Below are 16,001 nucleotides of genomic sequence, written 5' to 3' on the forward strand. Positions count from 1 at the left end.
CTCAGACCGCGATCAGCGTCCGGGTGCGCGGCAGCGCGCGCACCAACAGCGCGATCCCGCGCAAGAGGTCGTGCGCGCGAGCGGGATCTTCGAAGGTCGTGAGCGGAACGTGCAGCCCCTCGACGACGAACGGCGCGCCCTCGAGCGCGTCGAGCTGGCCGATCGCGGCGTAGGCGGCGGCACTGCGCGCCAAGCTGTCGGCGTAGGCGCTCTCGATGCGCCCCAGCGTCTCGCGCGTCTGCCGGTTGCGCGCGGCGATGCGTTGCGCTTGTTCGCGCAAGTTGGGCGCGGCCTCGCGCAGCGCCGCCAGCTGTCCGTTGACGGCGGTGTCGAAGCGCGCCTGGCGCGCGCGCACGAGCTCGCTCTCGCGCAGCTCGCCGCGGCGCCGTTCGGTGGGGTTCGACGAGGCGCGGCTGGCGCGCGCTGCGTCCATTTGCAGGCGTTCGAGCGCGGTGTAGTCGCTCTGCCGCTCGGCGTCGCGACGAATCGCTTCGGTTCGCTCGCGCAGCAGCACGTCCAGCGCGGTGTCGGCGGAGAGCGCCGGGAGGCAACGCCGCTCGACGGCCAGGCGGTCGCGCCGCGCGACCTCGCTGGTGCGGATCAGCGCGATCGCGTTGCGCAGGGTCTCGACCCAACGGCGGTCGTCGGGGAGTATCGCCTGCCGTTCGAAGCGCACTTCGGCGGCCAGCCGGAACGGCTCGTCGACCAGCAGCTTCCAGGTCGCATCGCCGTCGTAGGCGCCGACCAGCCGCACCGCACTGGCGACGGGCGGCACCGCCGGGAACCGGCCGACCGCCGCCACCAGCCGGTCGCCGCCGTCGACCACGACCAGGGTGCGGACGGGGTCGATCGTATGCGCGTAGACCAAAATGCCGGCGTAGAGCCGGTCGATGAGCGGGCGGGCGTGGTCGATGTCGACGTGGCCGCGCATGTACGCCAGCCGCCAAAGATCGTCGCTGACCTCGCGAGGGACGCGAACGCCCAAGGCGTCGGTGATTCCCACGAACCCTATCGCCATGCCGCGATCGTACATGCGGTCGCCCGCATTCCCACGTAAGCTGCATCACAGCGAGAAGAAGAAGGGGCGCCGATCACACGGGCGAGCGGTTCCGATCCGTGGTTAAGATCGGCGTGCGACCATCCGGTCGACGTGATGTACCGAACGCTTCTTCGGCTCGGCGCCACCCTCGTCGCAGCAGGCGGCACCCTCGCCGCGAGCGCGGCGCCCATCCCACCGTTCGTCCCGAGTCAGCCCGCGGCGAGCGTCGTCTACGGCTACCGGGTGGACGGCGCCGGCCCGCGCGGAACGCAAAGTGAGCAGGGCGTCCTGGTGATTACCCGTCTGGCCGGCGGCCGCGCGGTGGCGACGCTCGTGCCCGACGGCGGCACGGCATCGGCCGTCGCCTTCGCGGTCACGGCGGACGGGACGCTGCACGCGCTCCCGCCGGCGGCCGACGCCGGCGCCGAGGAATGGCGCGGCGGGACCGCCACGACGCTGCCCGGGTTGCGCGCCCTCGCCGCGCTGCTCGCGACGCCGGCCGCGGGTGCCGCGTGGCCGGTCGCGGTCGAAGCCGGCGACCCGGGCGCGCCCGCGACGATCGGCCTGACCGCGCACCTCACGCTGCACGGCACCGACCGGACCATCAGTGCCGACGGCAGCGGAACGGTCGACGTTCTGCAGCCACCCTCGTCCACGGGCGGGCGGGGCGGCTTCGGACGGGGCGGCGGATTCCCGGGCGGTGGCGGCGGCGGTTTCCCCGGCGGGATGGGCGGCGGACGGCGGCGCGGCGGCGCGAGTACGGCGCCGCAACGGGTCTCGGCGACGCTCGCGGTCCACGTCGAAGCGACGTTCCGCAACGGGGCGTTCTTCGGCGCCCGCGGGACGGAGACGACGACCCCGCAATCCGGCGACACCACCCCGCGCACCGCGACGTGGGAGCTCTCGCCGACCTAATCGATCAGTCGCCGTCCTCGCCCTGCGGGTGAAATTTCTCGAATTCGGCGCGCAGCCGGTTGTGAGCGAGCTTGGTGTAGATCTCGGTCGTCGCGGTCGACTCGTGGCCGAGAAACTCTTTGAGGAACAGCAGATCCGCGCCGTGCTCGCGCATGATCGTCGCGACGGTGTGGCGCCAGGTGTGCGGCGAGGCGTGGTCGGCGATGCCGGCCAGCTCCATGTAGGTGCGCACGATCTTGTAGAGCCCGGAGGCGCTCAGCCGGCGGTCGCCGCGGCCCAAGAACACGGCCGGCACGGCGCTCGCGGGCCGCAGGTCGAGGTACGCGCGCAGGGTCGCGGCAGCCGGCACCGTCAACGGCACGAGCCGGTCTTTGTTGCCCTTGCCTTTGACGACCCGGATCAGACGGTTCTCGAGGTCGACGTCGGTCAGGTCGAGCCCGATCAGCTCCGCGCGCCGCATCCCACATGACCACAGGCACGCGAACAGCGCCCGGTCGCGGCGGCGCTGCAGCTCGCTCTGCCCGGCCAGCCCGCGCGTCACCAGGCCGAGCACGTCCTCGACGTCCTCGCGGCGCAGCGCCTTGGGCAGCGGCTTGCCGATCTTGGGCAGGATGGCGTCGGCGGCCGGGTTGTCGTCGCGCCGCCCGGCCATCCGCAGCGACTTGTAGTACGTGCGGATCGAGGCGATCTTGCGACGGACCGACCGCGGCGCGTAGCGGCGCGAACGCGCCAAGTGCGTCTGGTAGGCCAGCACGTCGGCGTACACCGCGCCGGCCAGCTGCTCGTACGGCGGCGGCTGCTTGACGTCCGGCTTCGCGTCGAGCGCGCGCGCCTTGAGGAACGATCCGAAGTGCTCGAGGTCGCGCTGATACGCTTCGCGGGTGCGCGCGGTCGTGCCGCGGATCAGCAGGTGCTGCTCGGCGAAGCGGGCGATCTCCGGATCGGCGGAGGCGTACTCCGGCGCCTCGTAGACCGCTCCGCGCTTCTTCATCGATCCCTCCAGGGTGACGATAATCGGTATTTCCGTTACTGAGCGAGAAGCAGAATCCCTCCCGCCGGCGGTGTGTCGCGGACCCATGACGGCGAAGCGACGCCGATACGTTGGTCGCGCACCCGCGCGGCGGCGCGCCGGTGACGGTCGGGCGCACCCGCCGCAGATCGGCGCGGCCGCGCAGCTCTGAGCCGTTAGGGCGTCGGCGAGGGCATCGGCATCGACATGCTCGATCCGCCGTTCGCCGAGCCGCCCATCGCGGCGTCGCTGTGGCGGAGTCCCGCCAGCACGCTCTTGGCCGCCGTCAGATGCGCGTTCACGATCGGCAGCGTCGACTTCGCGAACGCGACCAGGGCCGGATTCTTGCCGCCGTTGATCTCCGTCTGCATGAGGACCTGCATCGACTCGTGAGCGGACACCTGGCCGTGCATGTAGGCGAGGTTGAACGCGTGACCGCTCAGGCCTTGCAGCTTGGCCATCGCGGCGCGGCTGTCGGCGTCGAGCCCCGCGGGCGCGGGGATGCCTTGCGCCTTCATGATTCCGGCCAGCTTCGCGTTGTTGGGCGTGTGGTCGGCGATCATCCGGTGTGCGAAGGCGCGGACGTCGGGATTGTGCGAGGTCTGCAGCGCCAGCTGCGCCATGCTGACCTCGGCCGTGCCGCCTTGTGCGGCACGGTGCGCGAACTGCACGTCGGGCGACATCGTCGCCATCGACGATTGGGCGAACGCGGGCATCGCCACGGCCGCGAGCGCGAGCGCCATGCCGGCGCGAACGAGACTACGAATCACCGAGGACCTCCGGACGAGAACGAGTGCAAGGTCGTACCGGAGGTCTTGTATCGTCTCAGGCCGCCGTTCAAACCGGGCAGGCGCCGGCGCGCGTCAGCCGTAGGCGGCGGTGAGAACGGTGCGAACGGTCGCTTCATCGACCGGCGCGGCGTTGTTGGCCAGCAGCGGCGAGGCCATCACCCGCGGCAGCGCGCGCTCGATCAGATCGGCCGGTGCGCCGAGTTCCGCGAACGTGCGCGGTAACGCGAACGCCCGCGCGATCGCTTCGGCTTCGCCGGCGAGGTCCGCGATACCGAACCAGTCGGCGACCGCTTCGACGACGTTCGGATCGAGCCGCGCGTTGCCGCGGACCGCGTGCGGCAGGACGATCGCGTTGACGATCCCGTGCGGGATCTGGGTGAGGCCGCCGATCACGTGACAGATCGCGTGGTGCAGCCCCATCGAGCGCGTGTCGAGCGCGTAGCCGGCGAGGTGCGCGGCTTGGAAGAGCGCGCCGTCCAGCGTCCAGTCGCGCACCTTCGCCGCGGCGCGCAACAGCGCCGGCAGGCGGCCGCCGGCGAACACCGCGGCGGCCAAGCCGGTCGCGTGCTCGGTCCGAGCGTAGGCGGCCTCGATGCAGTGCGCCCAGGCGTTGATGCCGATCGAGCCGAGCTCGCGCTGCTGCAGCGATGCGAGCAGCGTCGCGTCGTAAATCACGACGGGCGGCGGCGTCTTGAGCCGGCCGCCGCCTTTCACGTCGCCCGCGAGGAACCCGTAACCGCGCGACATCTCGGCGCCCCCGAGCGCGGTCGGGATCACCACCAGCGTCAGCGCGCGTCCGTCGGACACGGCCTTGCCCAGATCGATCGCGCTCGAGCTGCCGATCGCGACGAGCGTCTCGATCTGCTGCTCGTCGACCAAACGGGCGACGGCGTCGATGCCGGTGCGCGGGTTGTGCGGGCGCACGTCGTCGTACACCGTCGTGACGGTGACGGCTCCCGGCGGTATCAACGCCACCGACCGCCGCGTCCCGACCAGCCCGATCGGCTCGGCCGGCGCGATCGCGCGCAGCGCCTCCTCGAGCGGACCGAAGACGATCCGGCGCTGGTCGATCCGCTCTTCGTGCATCGTCCGCCCTTCTTCAGCCGGCCGGCGCGCGCCCGCGCAGCGCGCGCAAGCGCTCGGCCGCGACCCGCGCGGCGTCGTCCCACGTCCAGGCGCCGCGTGCGCGCGCCGCGCCCAACGCGGCCTTGGCGCGTGCAGCCGCCGGCTGCTCCGCGACGGCGCGCAGCGTGCGCGCGAGGGCGTCGACGTCGGGCTCGAGCCACCATCCGGCGCCCGCCAGCGGCGCGCCGACCACCTGCGCCGGCACCGCGCGCCGCTCGGCCGGGATGAGAAACGCGACGCTCTCGTCGAGGAACGCATCGGCGGCGCCGCCCGCGGTCGCGATCACCGGAACGCCGCACGCCAGCGCCTCGAGCATCGGTAAGCCGAAGCCTTCGCCGCGATACGGCGCGACCAGCGCATCGCAGCTGCGGTAGAGCCGCGCGACGTCGTCGTCGGCGACCTCGGTCTCGACGACCTCGAGCTCCGGTGCGCGCGCGTCGGCGAGGAACGATCGCAGCCGCTCCGCCAGCGCGCCGAGCGGGTAGAACGAGCGCGTTCCGAACAGCTTGAGCACCAGCACGACGTCGTCGTCGCGGGTGAAGGCGCGCCGATAGCCGTCGAGCAGCACGTCGACGCCCTTGCGCGGCAGCGCGCCGCCGACGTACAAGAACTTCGTCGTCTTGCGCGTCGCGAACGGATACGGCGCGAACGCGCGCTCGGGTGAGAAGCGTGCCGGGTCGACGCCGTTGGGCACGATCGCCACCCGCTCGGCCGGAACGCCGGCGTCGAGGAACATCCGGCGGCAATACGCGGACGGCGTCCAGACTTCGTCGGGCGGCCGCGCGTGCAGCGCGTCGACCCAGGCTCGCGGCAACGCGCCGTACTCCCACGGCAGGATCTGCACGAGCGCGCCGGCCGCCGCCGGGTGGGCGAAATCCGGCGCGCCGTTGGACTGGCGGACGAGCACCTCGCAGGGCGGCACGCCGCGGCGCACCCGCTCGCGCAAGCCCGCGTAACGCACGTCGGCGAGCACGGCCGGCTCGGGCACGGGCTCGTCGGGGACGATCAGCGGTGCGAGATCGCCGTGCGCCGCGAGCGCACGCGCCAGCTCGCGATTGACGACCGCCATCGAGTTGTAGGCGAAGAACTCGCCTTCGAAAGCGACCGGCACGCGCGGCGCGTCCGAAGCGACGGCTGCCGGCGCGCGACCGAGCACGTAGGTGTGCTGCCAGCCGTCGGGCTCGTTGCCGGCACCGACGATGCGTAACCCGTGCGCGCGCAGCTGCGCGTGCAGCGTCTCGAGCGGCCATGGCGTGACGTTGGCGGAATCGCGGCGAAAGCCGCCGGCTTGCACGACCGCGCTGCGCGGGTTGAGCGCGCGCACGATCAGCACGCCATCGGACGCGAGCAGCGCCGCCGCGTCGCGCAACGCGGCCGTCCCGGTCGGCACGTCCATCGTCTCGAGCACGAAGCTGAGGTAGACGCCCTCGAATCGTTCGCCGACTGCCGGCAAACCGTCGCGCACGTCGGCACGCGCGATCGCGACGACGCGACCGACGCCGCGCTCGTGCAGCGCGCGGTGAAAGACCGGGTCGCCGCAGCCGACGTCGAGCACCGCGCGCGCGCCGCGGAAGACGTCGGCGAAGGCGGCGTATGCGGCCAGCTCCGCCGGGCGCTCGCTCACCCCGGCCCGCGCCTCGCGTTTTCGCCCGCGCGGCGATACCTTTGCCGTCCCTCCGGGTACACGAACGCTCGATGTTCCGCATCATCGCCGGGGTGGTCCTGGCCCTGGTCCTCACCGCCGGCGTCGCGCTGGCCGTCGCGCCCGGCCAGCACCTGCGGGTCGACCTGAGCGCCGGCAGCCCGTCCGTCGAGCGCCAGGGCGACTACGCCAGCTCGCAGCCGATCGAGCTGCGCGTCCGCGCGCCGCGCGCCTCCTCCGCCAGCGTCGTCGGGGTCGGCCCGGACGGTTCGAACCTCAACGTCCCGCTCGCGCGCGAGGCCGACGGCTCGTTCCGCGGCGCGTTGCGTCTGGCGATCCCCGGCGCGTGGTCCCTGGCGGTCGCGACGCTGGCCGGCGACGAGGGAACGACCACGCAGAGCTTTCCGATCGACGTCGCCGACGGCGACGCGCTGTTCGGCCAGGCCGGACTCCTCTTCTTCCTGGCGGCGGCCTCGATCGTGGCCGGGATCGCAGTCTTGCGGCGGCGGCCGCACCCCGCACCGTCTAGCTAGGGAAGCGACCAAGGCCGCCGAATGGCGGCCGGCATGACGTGCCCGAGCTGCCAAGCCAACGTTCCCGACGGCGCGCGCTTCTGCCCCAGCTGCGGCGCGCCGGCGCCGCAACCGGTCGCGGTCGGAAGCTGGACCGAGCCGGTCGCCGAGGGCGACAATCCCAAAGCGCCGCTGCAGATCGGCGACACGACCGTGCGCATCGAGGGCGAGCTGGTCCCGGTGGTCGACGTCGAGCTCGGGCCGCGCACCGCGGTCTACTTCGAGCACCACATCCTGCTCTGGAAGCAGCCGGCCGTCAAGCTCGGGTTCATGGGCGTGCAGAACGCCGGAAAGCGCTTCTTCGCGGGGCTGCAGATCTTCATCTCGACCGCGCAAGGGCCGGGCAACATCGCGTTCTCGCGCGAGGCGCCGGGACAGATCGTCTCGCTGCGCTTGCGTCCGGGACAGACGATCGACGTGCGCGAGCACCAGTTCTTGCTGGCGACGCATGCGATCGACTACGACTTCTACTGGCAGCAAGGATTGGCGAACGTCTTCTTCTCCCGCTCGGGACTGTTCATCGATCGCTTCACCGCGCGCAACGAGGAAGGCTTGTTGCTGCTGCACGGCTACGGCAACGTCTTCGAGAAAACGCTGGGCCCCGGCGAGTCGATCGACGTCGAACCCGGCGCGTGGCTGTGGAAGGACGCGAGCGTGAAGCTCGACACGGTGACCGTGCTGCAGTCGGGCGGCGGCGGCGGGATCATGGGCGCGCTCGGCGCGCTGGTCGGCGGCTCGTCGCTCGTGCTCAACCGCTTCACCGGTCCGGGCCGGCTCGGCTTGCAGTCGATGACGTATCACGAACCGCAGGCCGAAGGCGCGCAACAGGCAGGCGGCACGAGCAACATCGGCGGCGTGCTCGGTTCGTTGTTCAACAACCGTCAGTGACGACGGCTAGCGTCTACGAAACGTAGCTGACGTTGACGCTGAAGCCGCCGGCTTCGGCCTGACGGAGCACCCCGAGCACCGCTTCGATCTCGGCGTCGATCGCGATCATGTCGACGGCGCTGATGCCGACCGGTCCGGCGTTGGTCCACAGCAGGCGGCGCGCGGTCTGAAACGCGGCTCGCAGGCGCTGCGGGGTCGCTTCGAGCACCGGCCAGTCCTCGTAGGACGCCGCGGGGACGATGCGCCAGCCGTCGCCGGAGCACTCTTCTTCGTCGGCGTAGGCGTGCGGCACCGCCGCGAGCACGTCCAAGTGCGCGCGATCGATGGGGCTGACCGAGACGGGAGCTTCGGCGAGGCGCAGGACGTAGCGGTAAAACGCGGGGTTCGCGACGCTACACATCCCGGCCGGCGAGCCGACGCTCACGCTGATCACGCCTCACCCGTTCTCTCGCGCCCCGGCGGCCCCTCTCGACCGGTTGGTCGCGAAGTCAAGAAACGGTGATTCCAGTCACGGCCAGCGCGGGCGTGAGAACCTCGACGGCGAGGCCGTGCGCGCGAAAGCGCGCGGCCAGGTCCTCGCCGATGCGACGCGCCTCGCCGCGCACGAGCGCCAGCACCGACGGCCCCGCGCCGGAGAGCGCCAACGCGACCAGCTGCGGGTCGTCGTAGCCCAGGACGTCCTCCAGGCCGGGGATCGCCTTGGCCCGGTAGGGCTGGTGCAAGCGGTCGCGGACCGCCGCGCGCAGGAGGTCGAGCCGGCCGCTGGCCAGCGCGGCACCGAGCAGCGCGGCGCGCTGGATGTTGTGGACCGCGTCGGCGCGGATGTAGGCCCGCGGCAGCAGCGCCCGCGCCTGCGAGGTCGGCAGCGTGAAGGCCGGGACGACGACGACCGCCTCGGCGGCCGGCGGGGCGAAGCGCACCGAGGTCAGCCCGTCGTCGGCCAGCGCGGCCACGATCGCGCCGCCGTACCACGCCGCCAGCGCGTTGTCGGGATGTCCTTCGAGCTCGGCGACCGCCAGCGCCAACGCGTCGTCGTCGGGCGCTCGTTCCGCCAACCGCGCGCCCAAGGCGACGCCGATCGCGTAGGCGGCGGCGCTGCTGCCCAGTCCCGCGCCGAGCGGGATCGCGTTGGTCAGGGTGACGTCCAGCGGCGGGGGCACGGGGACGATGCGCGCGAGCGCCGTCTCGACGCAGCCGCGGATCCCCTCGTGGGTCGGTGCGTGCGGGCCGGCGTAGCGCCACACCGAGCTCGCACCCGGCTCGAGCACGCGCACGCGAGCGCTCATGCGAATCTCGATTCCGACGCCGACCGCGTCGAAGCCCGCGCCCAGGTTCGCGCTGGACGCGGGAGCGGAGACGAGCAGTTCCCTCACGCGGTGGTGGCCAGCAAGGATTCCAGATAGTCGGCCAACCCGCGGCCGCGCACGATCGCGTTCGCGAGCGGTGCGTTCGACGCGTGGAAGCGGGTCGCGTACGCGCTGTCCTTGAGCAGGTGCCCGGTCAGCACGCAGACGACGTCGGCGTTGTGCTCGATCTCGCCGCGCGCGACGAGCAGCTTGAGCCCGGCCAGCGAGGCGGCCGACGCCGGTTCGCAGCCGACGCCGTCGCGACCGATCACCGCCCGCGCCTGCGCGATCGCCTCGTCGTCGACGTCGAGCACCGTCCCGCCGGACGCGCGCACTTCGGCGCGCGCTTTCTTCCACGACGCCGGCGCGCCGATGCGAATCGCCGTCGCGTCGGTTTGCGCGCGCACCGGAACCAGCTCGTTCCCCGCGCGCCAGAGGCGCGCGAACGGCGCCGCGCCCGACGCTTGCACGACCCCGAGCTTGGGCGTGTGGGTCGCCAAGCCGATCTCGACCGCTTCGCGAAAGCCCTTGCCCAGCGCGCTGGTGTTGCCGAGGTTGCCGCCCGGGAGCATCACCCAGTCGGGCGGCCCCCACGCGCGCTGCTCGAGCAGGACGAAGGCCGCGGTCTTCTGCCCCTCGATGCGGTACGGATTGACGCTGTTGACCACCGCCACGCTGGCCGGGTCGAGCGCGCGCACCGCGCGCAGCGCGTCGTCGAAGTCGCCGTCGACGGCGACGACGTGCGCACCGTAGTCGAGCGTCTGCGCGACCTTGGCCTCGCTGATCCCGTCGACCGGCGCGACGACGACCGCCGTCAGTCCGGCGCGCGCCGCGTAGGCCGCCATCGACGAGGACGTGTTGCCGGTGCTGGCACAGACGACGATCCGCGCGCCGCGCTCGCGCGCCCGCGAGATCGCGACCGTCATCCCGGTGTCCTTGAACGAGGCCGTCGGGTTCATCCCCAGGTGGTAGTACGCGACGCGTTGGACGCCGGCGTACGCCGCGCCGCGCGGGCCGTCGTAGAGCGGGACGTCGCCTTCGCGCAGCGTCGTGATCGCGTCGTGCGCGATCGGCGGCAACAGCTCGCGGAAGCGCCAGACGCCGCTGCGATCGATCGCGGCGAGCGACGCGCGCCGCGCGCGGGCGGTCGTGTCGACCGTGTGCGCGTCGATCCGCGCGGCGTCGAGCTCGAACGCGAGCAGCTCGCCGCACGCCGCGCACGCGAGCAGGTCGGGATCGGCGGCCGGAATGCCGCACTCGCTGCAGCGCAGCGTCACGCGGGGGGCCGGGTGATGGCGCCTTCCGCCGCCGAAGAAACCAGGGCCGCGTATTTAGCGAACACGCCGCTGGTGTAGCGCGGTGCGGGCTGCTTCCAGCTCGCCAGCCGTTGCTGCAGCTCGGCGTCGCTCACGTCGAGCTGCAGGCGGTTGTGCTCGACGTCGATCGTGATGGGGTCGCCGTCGCGCACCGCCGCGATGGGGCCGCCGACGAACGCTTCCGGCGCGACGTGCCCGATCATCAGCCCGCGGGTCGCGCCGCTGAAACGGCCGTCGGTCACCAGCGCGACGCTGTCGCCGAGCCCTTGACCGACGATCGCCGCCGTCACGCCGAGCATCTCGCGCATCCCCGGCCCGCCTTTGGGCCCTTCGTAGCGGATGACCACGACGTCGCCGGGGACGATCTCGCGCGCGTCGACCGCGTGCATCGCGTCTTCCTCGCGCTCGAACACGCGCGCACGGCCCGCGAACTGGGTCGGCTCGTGCCCGGCGACCTTGACGACGGCGCCGTCGGGAGCGAGGTTGCCGCGCAGGATGCGCAGGCCGCCGGTCGGCTTGAACGGACGCTCGACGGTCGCGACGACGTGCTGTCCCGGCGTCTCGGTGGCGCTCGCCGACGCGTCGCGCAGCGTCTGACCGGTCGGCGTCAGCGTCGACCCGTCGACGACGCCGCCCTCGATCATGCGCTTGGCGATCAGTTGGATCCCGCCCGCCGCGTCGACGTCGAGCGCGACGAACTCGCCGCCCGGTCGCAGGCTGGCGACGATCGGCGTACGCTCGGAGATGCGCGAGAAATCTTCCAGCGAGAGCGGGACGCCGGCTTCGCGCGCCATCGCCATCAAGTGCAGCACGCTGTTGGTCGAGCCGCCGGTGCCGGTCGCGGCGGCGATCGCGTTCTCGAACGCGGCCCGCGTCGCCAGCTTGCGCGGGGTCAGATTCGAGCGCAGCATCTCCATCACGGTCACGCCCGCGCGGTACGCTTCGGTGTCCTTGCGCGGATCGACCGCACCGGGACTGGCGCTGCCGACCATGGAGAGGCCGAGGAACTCGAACGCGGTCGCCATCGTGTTGGCGGTGAACATCCCGCCGCACGCGCCGGCGCCGGGACACGCCGCCCACTCGATCGCCTTGAGCTCCTGGTCGTCGATCTTGCCGGCCGCGTGCGCCCCGATCGCTTCGTAGACGTCGCCGATCGTCAGATCGCGGCCTTGGTACTTGCCGGGCGCGATCGAACCGCCGAACAGGACCAGCCCCGGGATGTCGAGCCGCAGGAGCGCCATCCCGGCCGCCGGGATCGTCTTGTCGCACGCGACCAGCGCCACCATCGCGTCGAAGCCGTAGCCGCGCGCGACCAGCTCGAACGAGTCGGCGATCACCTCGCGCGAAACGAGCGAGGCTTTCATGCCCTCGGTGCCCATCGTGATCCCGTCGGAGATCGCGATCGCGTTGAACTCCATCGGCGTCCCGCCGGCCGCGCGAACGCCGGCCTTGACGTGATCGGCCAAGGCGCGCAAGCCGAAGTTGCACGGCATCGCGTCGGTCCACGTGTTCGCGATGAGGACCAGCGGTTTGGCCAGGTCGGCGTCGTCGAACCCGACGGCGTGGTAGAACGAACGGGCGGCGGCGCGGTCGCGGCCGTCGACGACGACGGAGCTGCGGGCGCGGGTGTGGTCGGCGGGCATGGTCGCCGTTTCGCGTTCGCGAACCGAGGTTCATCGTGATCGAACAGATCGATTTGACGGCGCTCCGCGGCTTCACCGCGCCCGACGTCCCGCCCGACGACGTCTACGACCGCTGCGTGCGCTGCGGGCTGTGCTTGCCGACCTGTCCGACCTATGTCGAAACGCTGGTCGAGACCTCGGGACCGCGCGGCCGGATCGCGCTGATCAAAGCGGTCGCCGAGGGCAAGCTGGACCTGACCTCACCCGGCTTCGTCCACCAGATGTCGGAGTGCTTGGACTGCCGCGCCTGCGAGGCCGTCTGCCCGTCCGGCGTGCGCTACGGCGAGATCCTCGAACCGGCCCGCACCCAGATCGTCCGCGCCGGCGACGCGACCCGTTCGTGGCAGGCGCGGCTCGGCCGGGCGGTGCTGATCGGCCAACTCTTCGGCCGGCTCGGCCATATGCGCGCCGCTGCCACGCTGCTGCGCTTCTACCAGCGCAGCGGCCTGCGCGATCTGGTGCGGCGCAGCGGTCTGCTGCGCGCGCTGGGCCTGCAAGACGCCGAGGCGCTCGCCCCGCGCATCTCGGACCGTTTCTTCGTCCCGCGCGATCAGCGCTTTCCGGCGGCGGGCGCGGCGCGCGCGACGGCCTTCCTGCACGCCGGCTGCATCATGCACGTCGCCTTCGCCGACTGGGACGAGGCGACGGTGCGGGTGCTCAACGCCGCCGGCGTCGACGTCGTCGTACCGTCGGACCAAGGCTGCTGCGGCGCGATCACGATCCACGCCGGCGATCTGCCGCGCGGCCGCGAGCTGGCCAAACGCAACATCGCCGCGTTCGAACGCAGCGGGGCGGACGTGTACGTCATCAACGCGGCCGGCTGCGGCTCGGCGCTCAAGGAGTACGGCCACCTGCTCCACGACGATCCCGACTGGGCGGAGCGCGCGCGCGCCTTCTCCGCCAACGTGCGCGACGTGCTCGAGTACGTCGACGAGCTCGGCTTTCCGGCAGGCGCGCTGGGGCCGCTGCGCGGCATCGTCACCTACCAGGACGCCTGCCACCTCGCGCACGCGCAGCGCATCACCGCGCCGCCGCGCCGCCTGCTGGCGGCGATTCCGGGCCTGGAGCTGCGGGAGATGAGCGAGTCCTCGCTGTGCTGCGGCTCGGCCGGGATCTACAACCTCACCCAGCCCGAGATGGCGCAGCGGCTGCAGCGCCGCAAGGTCGAGCACGTCCTCGAGGTCGCGCCCGAGATCGTGGCCACCGCGAACCCCGGCTGCGCGCTGCAGCTGCGCAACGGCCTCGACCGCGCCGGCGCACCCGCCGTCGCGATCAAGCACGTCATCCAGCTCCTGGACGAGAGCCTCGGGGTAGCGCTCGCAGACCGAGCGCCCTTGACCTAGAGGTCGCCGACGCGGGCGCCGTCGCGGGCGGCGTCTTCGAGGGTCGGGTAGACGGCGAAGACCTTGAGCAGACCGGTGATGCGCAGCAGGCGCAGGATCTGCCCTTCTTTCGCCACCAGGCGGACTTCGCCGTGGAACTCGCGCGCGCGGCGTTGTGCGCCGATCAGCGCGCCCAGGCCGGTCGAGTCGAGGAAGTCGACGCGCGTCAGGTCGACGATCAGGCGATGGTCACCGCGTTCGGACGCGTCGGTGAGCGCGGCGCGCACGCTCGGCGAAGTCGCGATGTCGAGCGAACCGACGAGATCGAAGACCTGCACCCCGTCCACGGCGTGCACGCGGATCGAGATATCCTCGTGCTGATGCGGCGTCGTCGAGCCGTTTACGTTCATCCTTCGTACTCCCGCCATAGCGCTATCTGGCCACGTTCATCCACCCGCACGATCGCGCACCCGCCGCGTTCGCTCCAAGCGGCCTCCTCGCCTTCGCGTACGGCAAAACGGTACACCACGCACGCTCGCGCGCCGTCCTCGATCACCTCGTCGAGCAGGAAGCGCCACGCGACCGGCGCCGCCGCGTACGCGGCGAAGTGGAGGGCGATCGCGGCGCGGCCGTGCACGGCCGGCTTGTGCGGTTCACGGTAGACCGCATCCTCGCTGAAGCAGGCAGCCGCTTCGTCTAGCGCACGCGGGCCGCGGGCGAACGCCTCGACCAGCGTGCGCAAGGTGGAGCTCATGGCGCCAGCGGCGCTCCGGCCTGCACGGCCTTGCGCAACGCGGTGACCTGCTCGATCTCGGCGCCGTCGCCGCCCTTGCGGTAGCCGTGCAAGGCCGCGTCGAGATCGGCCAGCGCGCCGTCCTTGTCGCCGCTTCCGTAACGCGCGATCGCGCGCTCGCGGTAGCCGTCCGGATCGTCGGGCGCGCGCTGGACGTACGTCTGCGCGTCTTCGAGCGCGAGCCGGTAGCTCTGCACGCGGTTGTAGGCCAACGCACGATAGTAGTAGCCGCTGGTCGAACCCGTCGGATCCTGTTCGATGTACGCGTTGAGCGCTTGAATCCCGTCGCGGTAGCGGCCTTGGCTGAGCGCGAGCCGCCCGCTGGCCCACAGCCCGCGCCGGTTCTTCGGATCGAGCGCCAACGCGTGCACGCAGTCGGCCGCGGCCTGCTCCGGCTTGCCGACGAGCCGTTCGACGTCGCAGCGCGCGGCGAACAGCCACGCGCCGCCTTCGCCCAGCGTGACGGCCTGGTTGTCGTCGGTCAGCGCGGCGTCGTACGCACCCGACGAGAACTCGACCTCGGCCCGGTCCTTGTACGCCAAGCCGTCGCGCGGATCGAGCTGGATCGCGCGGCTGCAGTCCGCCAACGCGCCGGCCGCGTCGTCGACGTCGAGCCGCGTCTCGCAACGCGTGACGTAGGCGTACTCGTACTCCGGATCGATGCCGATCGCCGCGTTGTAGTCTTGCAGGGCCGCGTCGTCGTCGTTCAACTCGGCTTTGGCGTCGCCGCGCATGACAAGCGCCCGCGCGTCGCGCGGATGCGCGCCCAGGTACTCGGTCAGCTCGTCGACCGACTCCTTGTACTTGCGCTCGCGAAACAGCAGCTGCGCGTGCGCCAGCGGATCGGCCGGCTCGCTCGCCGGCGTGACGAGCGCGGGCGCGGCGGGCGTATCGGCGCCCCGGGCGGGCGCGCCGAGCAGCAGCGCGCCGGCGAGAGAAAACACGGTGGCGGCGACCCGAAGGCGCATGCGCCCGACTTGCGCGCGGCCGGCCTCGCTCCTGCGGACACGAGAACGGTGATGGCTGGGGCGGCTGGATTCGAACCAACGCATGGCGGAGTCAAAGTCCGCTGCCTTACCGCTTGGCTACGCCCCAATGGTGCCCGAAGGCAGCAATGGTGCTGCGCTCGCGCCGGGCCGTTGTCCTGCTTGCGGCTAGCTCGTGAGGCGGGCCAGCCAGTCGGCGATCGGACTGACCAGCGGGATGGTGAACAGTTCCCCGTGCAGCGTCTTTTCCCGGAACGTCATGGCCAGGCCGAAGAGGGCGAAGGCGCCGATCAGGTCGGCGAACAGCCCCAGGGCGTAGATCCATACCACCGGGGTGAGGCCGACGCCGGGGATCGCCAGCACGATCAGCAGCGGGAGCGCCAGCAGCACGAGGTAGCCCAGCGCGGCGAGGATCCCGAACACGAACGCCTGGCGGACATGAACGCGCGACCAGTCGGTCGCGTCCGGCCGGTCGCGGAGCAGATCGAGCACGGCTAACGGCCAGACGATGTACGCGCTGGCCGTTCGCTCACGCAGGTCGGAAGACGATTCGCCGCCGGTCATGCCGACGGCGG

At 72.1% G+C, this 16,001-nt stretch carries 17 protein-coding genes and 1 tRNA gene; 4 read left to right on the forward strand and 14 right to left on the reverse strand.

What is annotated here, in order from left to right; genetic code table 11:
* Position 1: 1 nt before the first annotated feature.
* Entirely contained in the window at positions 2-1,018 is a 1,017-nt protein-coding gene (locus VMD91_05530) for a hypothetical protein (protein ID HTW83516.1), read from the reverse strand.
* Between the two features lie 135 nt (positions 1,019-1,153).
* On the opposite strand from VMD91_05530, the gene VMD91_05535 reads away from it, so the two are divergent.
* Positions 1,154-1,954: a hypothetical protein gene (locus tag VMD91_05535; GenBank protein ID HTW83517.1), complete on the forward strand. Its 801-nt coding sequence runs from the start codon at positions 1,154-1,156 to the stop codon at positions 1,952-1,954.
* A gap of 4 nt (positions 1,955-1,958) precedes the next feature.
* Here VMD91_05535 and VMD91_05540 read toward each other — a convergent pair whose 3' ends face one another.
* From VMD91_05540 to VMD91_05555, 4 genes are all read right to left on the reverse strand, one after another.
* Positions 1,959-2,945 carry a tyrosine-type recombinase/integrase gene (locus tag VMD91_05540; protein ID HTW83518.1) on the reverse strand — a complete coding sequence of 329 codons (987 nt, stop codon included), beginning with the start codon at positions 2,943-2,945 and terminating at the stop codon, positions 1,959-1,961.
* A 194-nt stretch (positions 2,946-3,139) separates the two neighbouring features.
* A complete protein-coding gene (locus VMD91_05545; GenBank protein ID HTW83519.1) occupies positions 3,140-3,733 on the reverse strand; it encodes a DUF4142 domain-containing protein in 594 nt (197 codons plus the stop codon).
* A 93-nt stretch (positions 3,734-3,826) separates the two neighbouring features.
* Positions 3,827-4,840, reverse strand: coding sequence for an iron-containing alcohol dehydrogenase (locus VMD91_05550; GenBank protein HTW83520.1), 1,014 nt, complete (start codon positions 4,838-4,840; stop codon positions 3,827-3,829).
* A 13-nt stretch (positions 4,841-4,853) separates the two neighbouring features.
* A complete protein-coding gene (locus VMD91_05555; GenBank protein HTW83521.1) occupies positions 4,854-6,503 on the reverse strand; it encodes a glycosyltransferase in 1,650 nt (549 codons plus the stop codon).
* A 71-nt stretch (positions 6,504-6,574) separates the two neighbouring features.
* Here VMD91_05555 and VMD91_05560 point away from each other — a divergent pair, with 71 nt between their 5' ends.
* Both VMD91_05560 and VMD91_05565 read left to right on the forward strand, forming a co-directional pair.
* Entirely contained in the window at positions 6,575-7,054 is a 480-nt protein-coding gene (locus tag VMD91_05560) for a hypothetical protein (protein HTW83522.1), read from the forward strand.
* 21 nt (positions 7,055-7,075) lie between these two features.
* Complete coding sequence (locus VMD91_05565; GenBank protein HTW83523.1) at positions 7,076-7,981, forward strand: AIM24 family protein; 906 nt, start codon at positions 7,076-7,078, stop codon at positions 7,979-7,981.
* Between the two features lie 13 nt (positions 7,982-7,994).
* Here the strand turns inward: VMD91_05565 and VMD91_05570 are convergent, their stop codons facing one another.
* The 4 genes from VMD91_05570 to ilvD are packed head-to-tail and all read right to left on the reverse strand — an operon-like array spanning position 7,995 to position 12,286.
* Positions 7,995-8,414 carry a hypothetical protein gene (locus VMD91_05570; GenBank protein HTW83524.1) on the reverse strand — a complete coding sequence of 140 codons (420 nt, stop codon included), beginning with the start codon at positions 8,412-8,414 and terminating at the stop codon, positions 7,995-7,997.
* Between the two features lie 55 nt (positions 8,415-8,469).
* The gene (gene thrB / locus VMD91_05575; GenBank protein ID HTW83525.1) at positions 8,470-9,354 is read right to left on the reverse strand and encodes a homoserine kinase; all 885 of its coding nucleotides are present in this window, start codon (positions 9,352-9,354) and stop codon (positions 8,470-8,472) included.
* Positions 9,351-10,604 carry a threonine synthase gene (gene thrC, locus VMD91_05580; protein ID HTW83526.1) on the reverse strand — a complete coding sequence of 418 codons (1,254 nt, stop codon included), beginning with the start codon at positions 10,602-10,604 and terminating at the stop codon, positions 9,351-9,353. The genes thrB and thrC overlap by 4 nt, the downstream gene beginning before the upstream one ends.
* Positions 10,601-12,286 (reverse strand): dihydroxy-acid dehydratase, encoded by a 1,686-nt coding sequence (gene ilvD / locus VMD91_05585; protein ID HTW83527.1) that lies wholly within the window; start codon positions 12,284-12,286, stop codon positions 10,601-10,603. The genes thrC and ilvD overlap by 4 nt, the downstream gene beginning before the upstream one ends.
* A gap of 35 nt (positions 12,287-12,321) precedes the next feature.
* Between ilvD and VMD91_05590 the strand changes: the two genes are divergently transcribed.
* Positions 12,322-13,668 (forward strand): (Fe-S)-binding protein, encoded by a 1,347-nt coding sequence (locus VMD91_05590; GenBank protein ID HTW83528.1) that lies wholly within the window; start codon positions 12,322-12,324, stop codon positions 13,666-13,668.
* Here VMD91_05590 and VMD91_05595 read toward each other — a convergent pair.
* The 5 genes from VMD91_05595 to VMD91_05615 all read right to left on the reverse strand — a co-directional run bounded on the left by VMD91_05595 (position 13,665) and on the right by VMD91_05615 (position 15,990).
* Positions 13,665-14,057: an STAS domain-containing protein gene (locus tag VMD91_05595; GenBank protein HTW83529.1), complete on the reverse strand. Its 393-nt coding sequence runs from the start codon at positions 14,055-14,057 to the stop codon at positions 13,665-13,667. The genes VMD91_05590 and VMD91_05595 overlap by 4 nt on opposite strands.
* On the reverse strand, positions 14,054-14,401 hold the full coding sequence (locus tag VMD91_05600) for a nuclear transport factor 2 family protein (GenBank protein HTW83530.1): 348 nt from the start codon (positions 14,399-14,401) through the stop codon (positions 14,054-14,056). The genes VMD91_05595 and VMD91_05600 overlap by 4 nt, the downstream gene beginning before the upstream one ends.
* On the reverse strand, positions 14,398-15,408 hold the full coding sequence (locus VMD91_05605; GenBank protein HTW83531.1) for a tetratricopeptide repeat protein: 1,011 nt from the start codon (positions 15,406-15,408) through the stop codon (positions 14,398-14,400). Before VMD91_05605 ends, VMD91_05600 begins: the two co-directional genes overlap by 4 nt.
* A gap of 52 nt (positions 15,409-15,460) precedes the next feature.
* Positions 15,461-15,535, reverse strand: a tRNA-Gln gene (locus VMD91_05610).
* A 59-nt stretch (positions 15,536-15,594) separates the two neighbouring features.
* Positions 15,595-15,990: a hypothetical protein gene (locus VMD91_05615; protein ID HTW83532.1), complete on the reverse strand. Its 396-nt coding sequence runs from the start codon at positions 15,988-15,990 to the stop codon at positions 15,595-15,597.
* Between the last annotated feature and the right edge of the window lie 11 nt (positions 15,991-16,001).

This window comes from Candidatus Sulfotelmatobacter sp. (assembly GCA_035504415.1).
GTDB lineage: Bacteria > Vulcanimicrobiota > Vulcanimicrobiia > Vulcanimicrobiales > Vulcanimicrobiaceae > Vulcanimicrobium.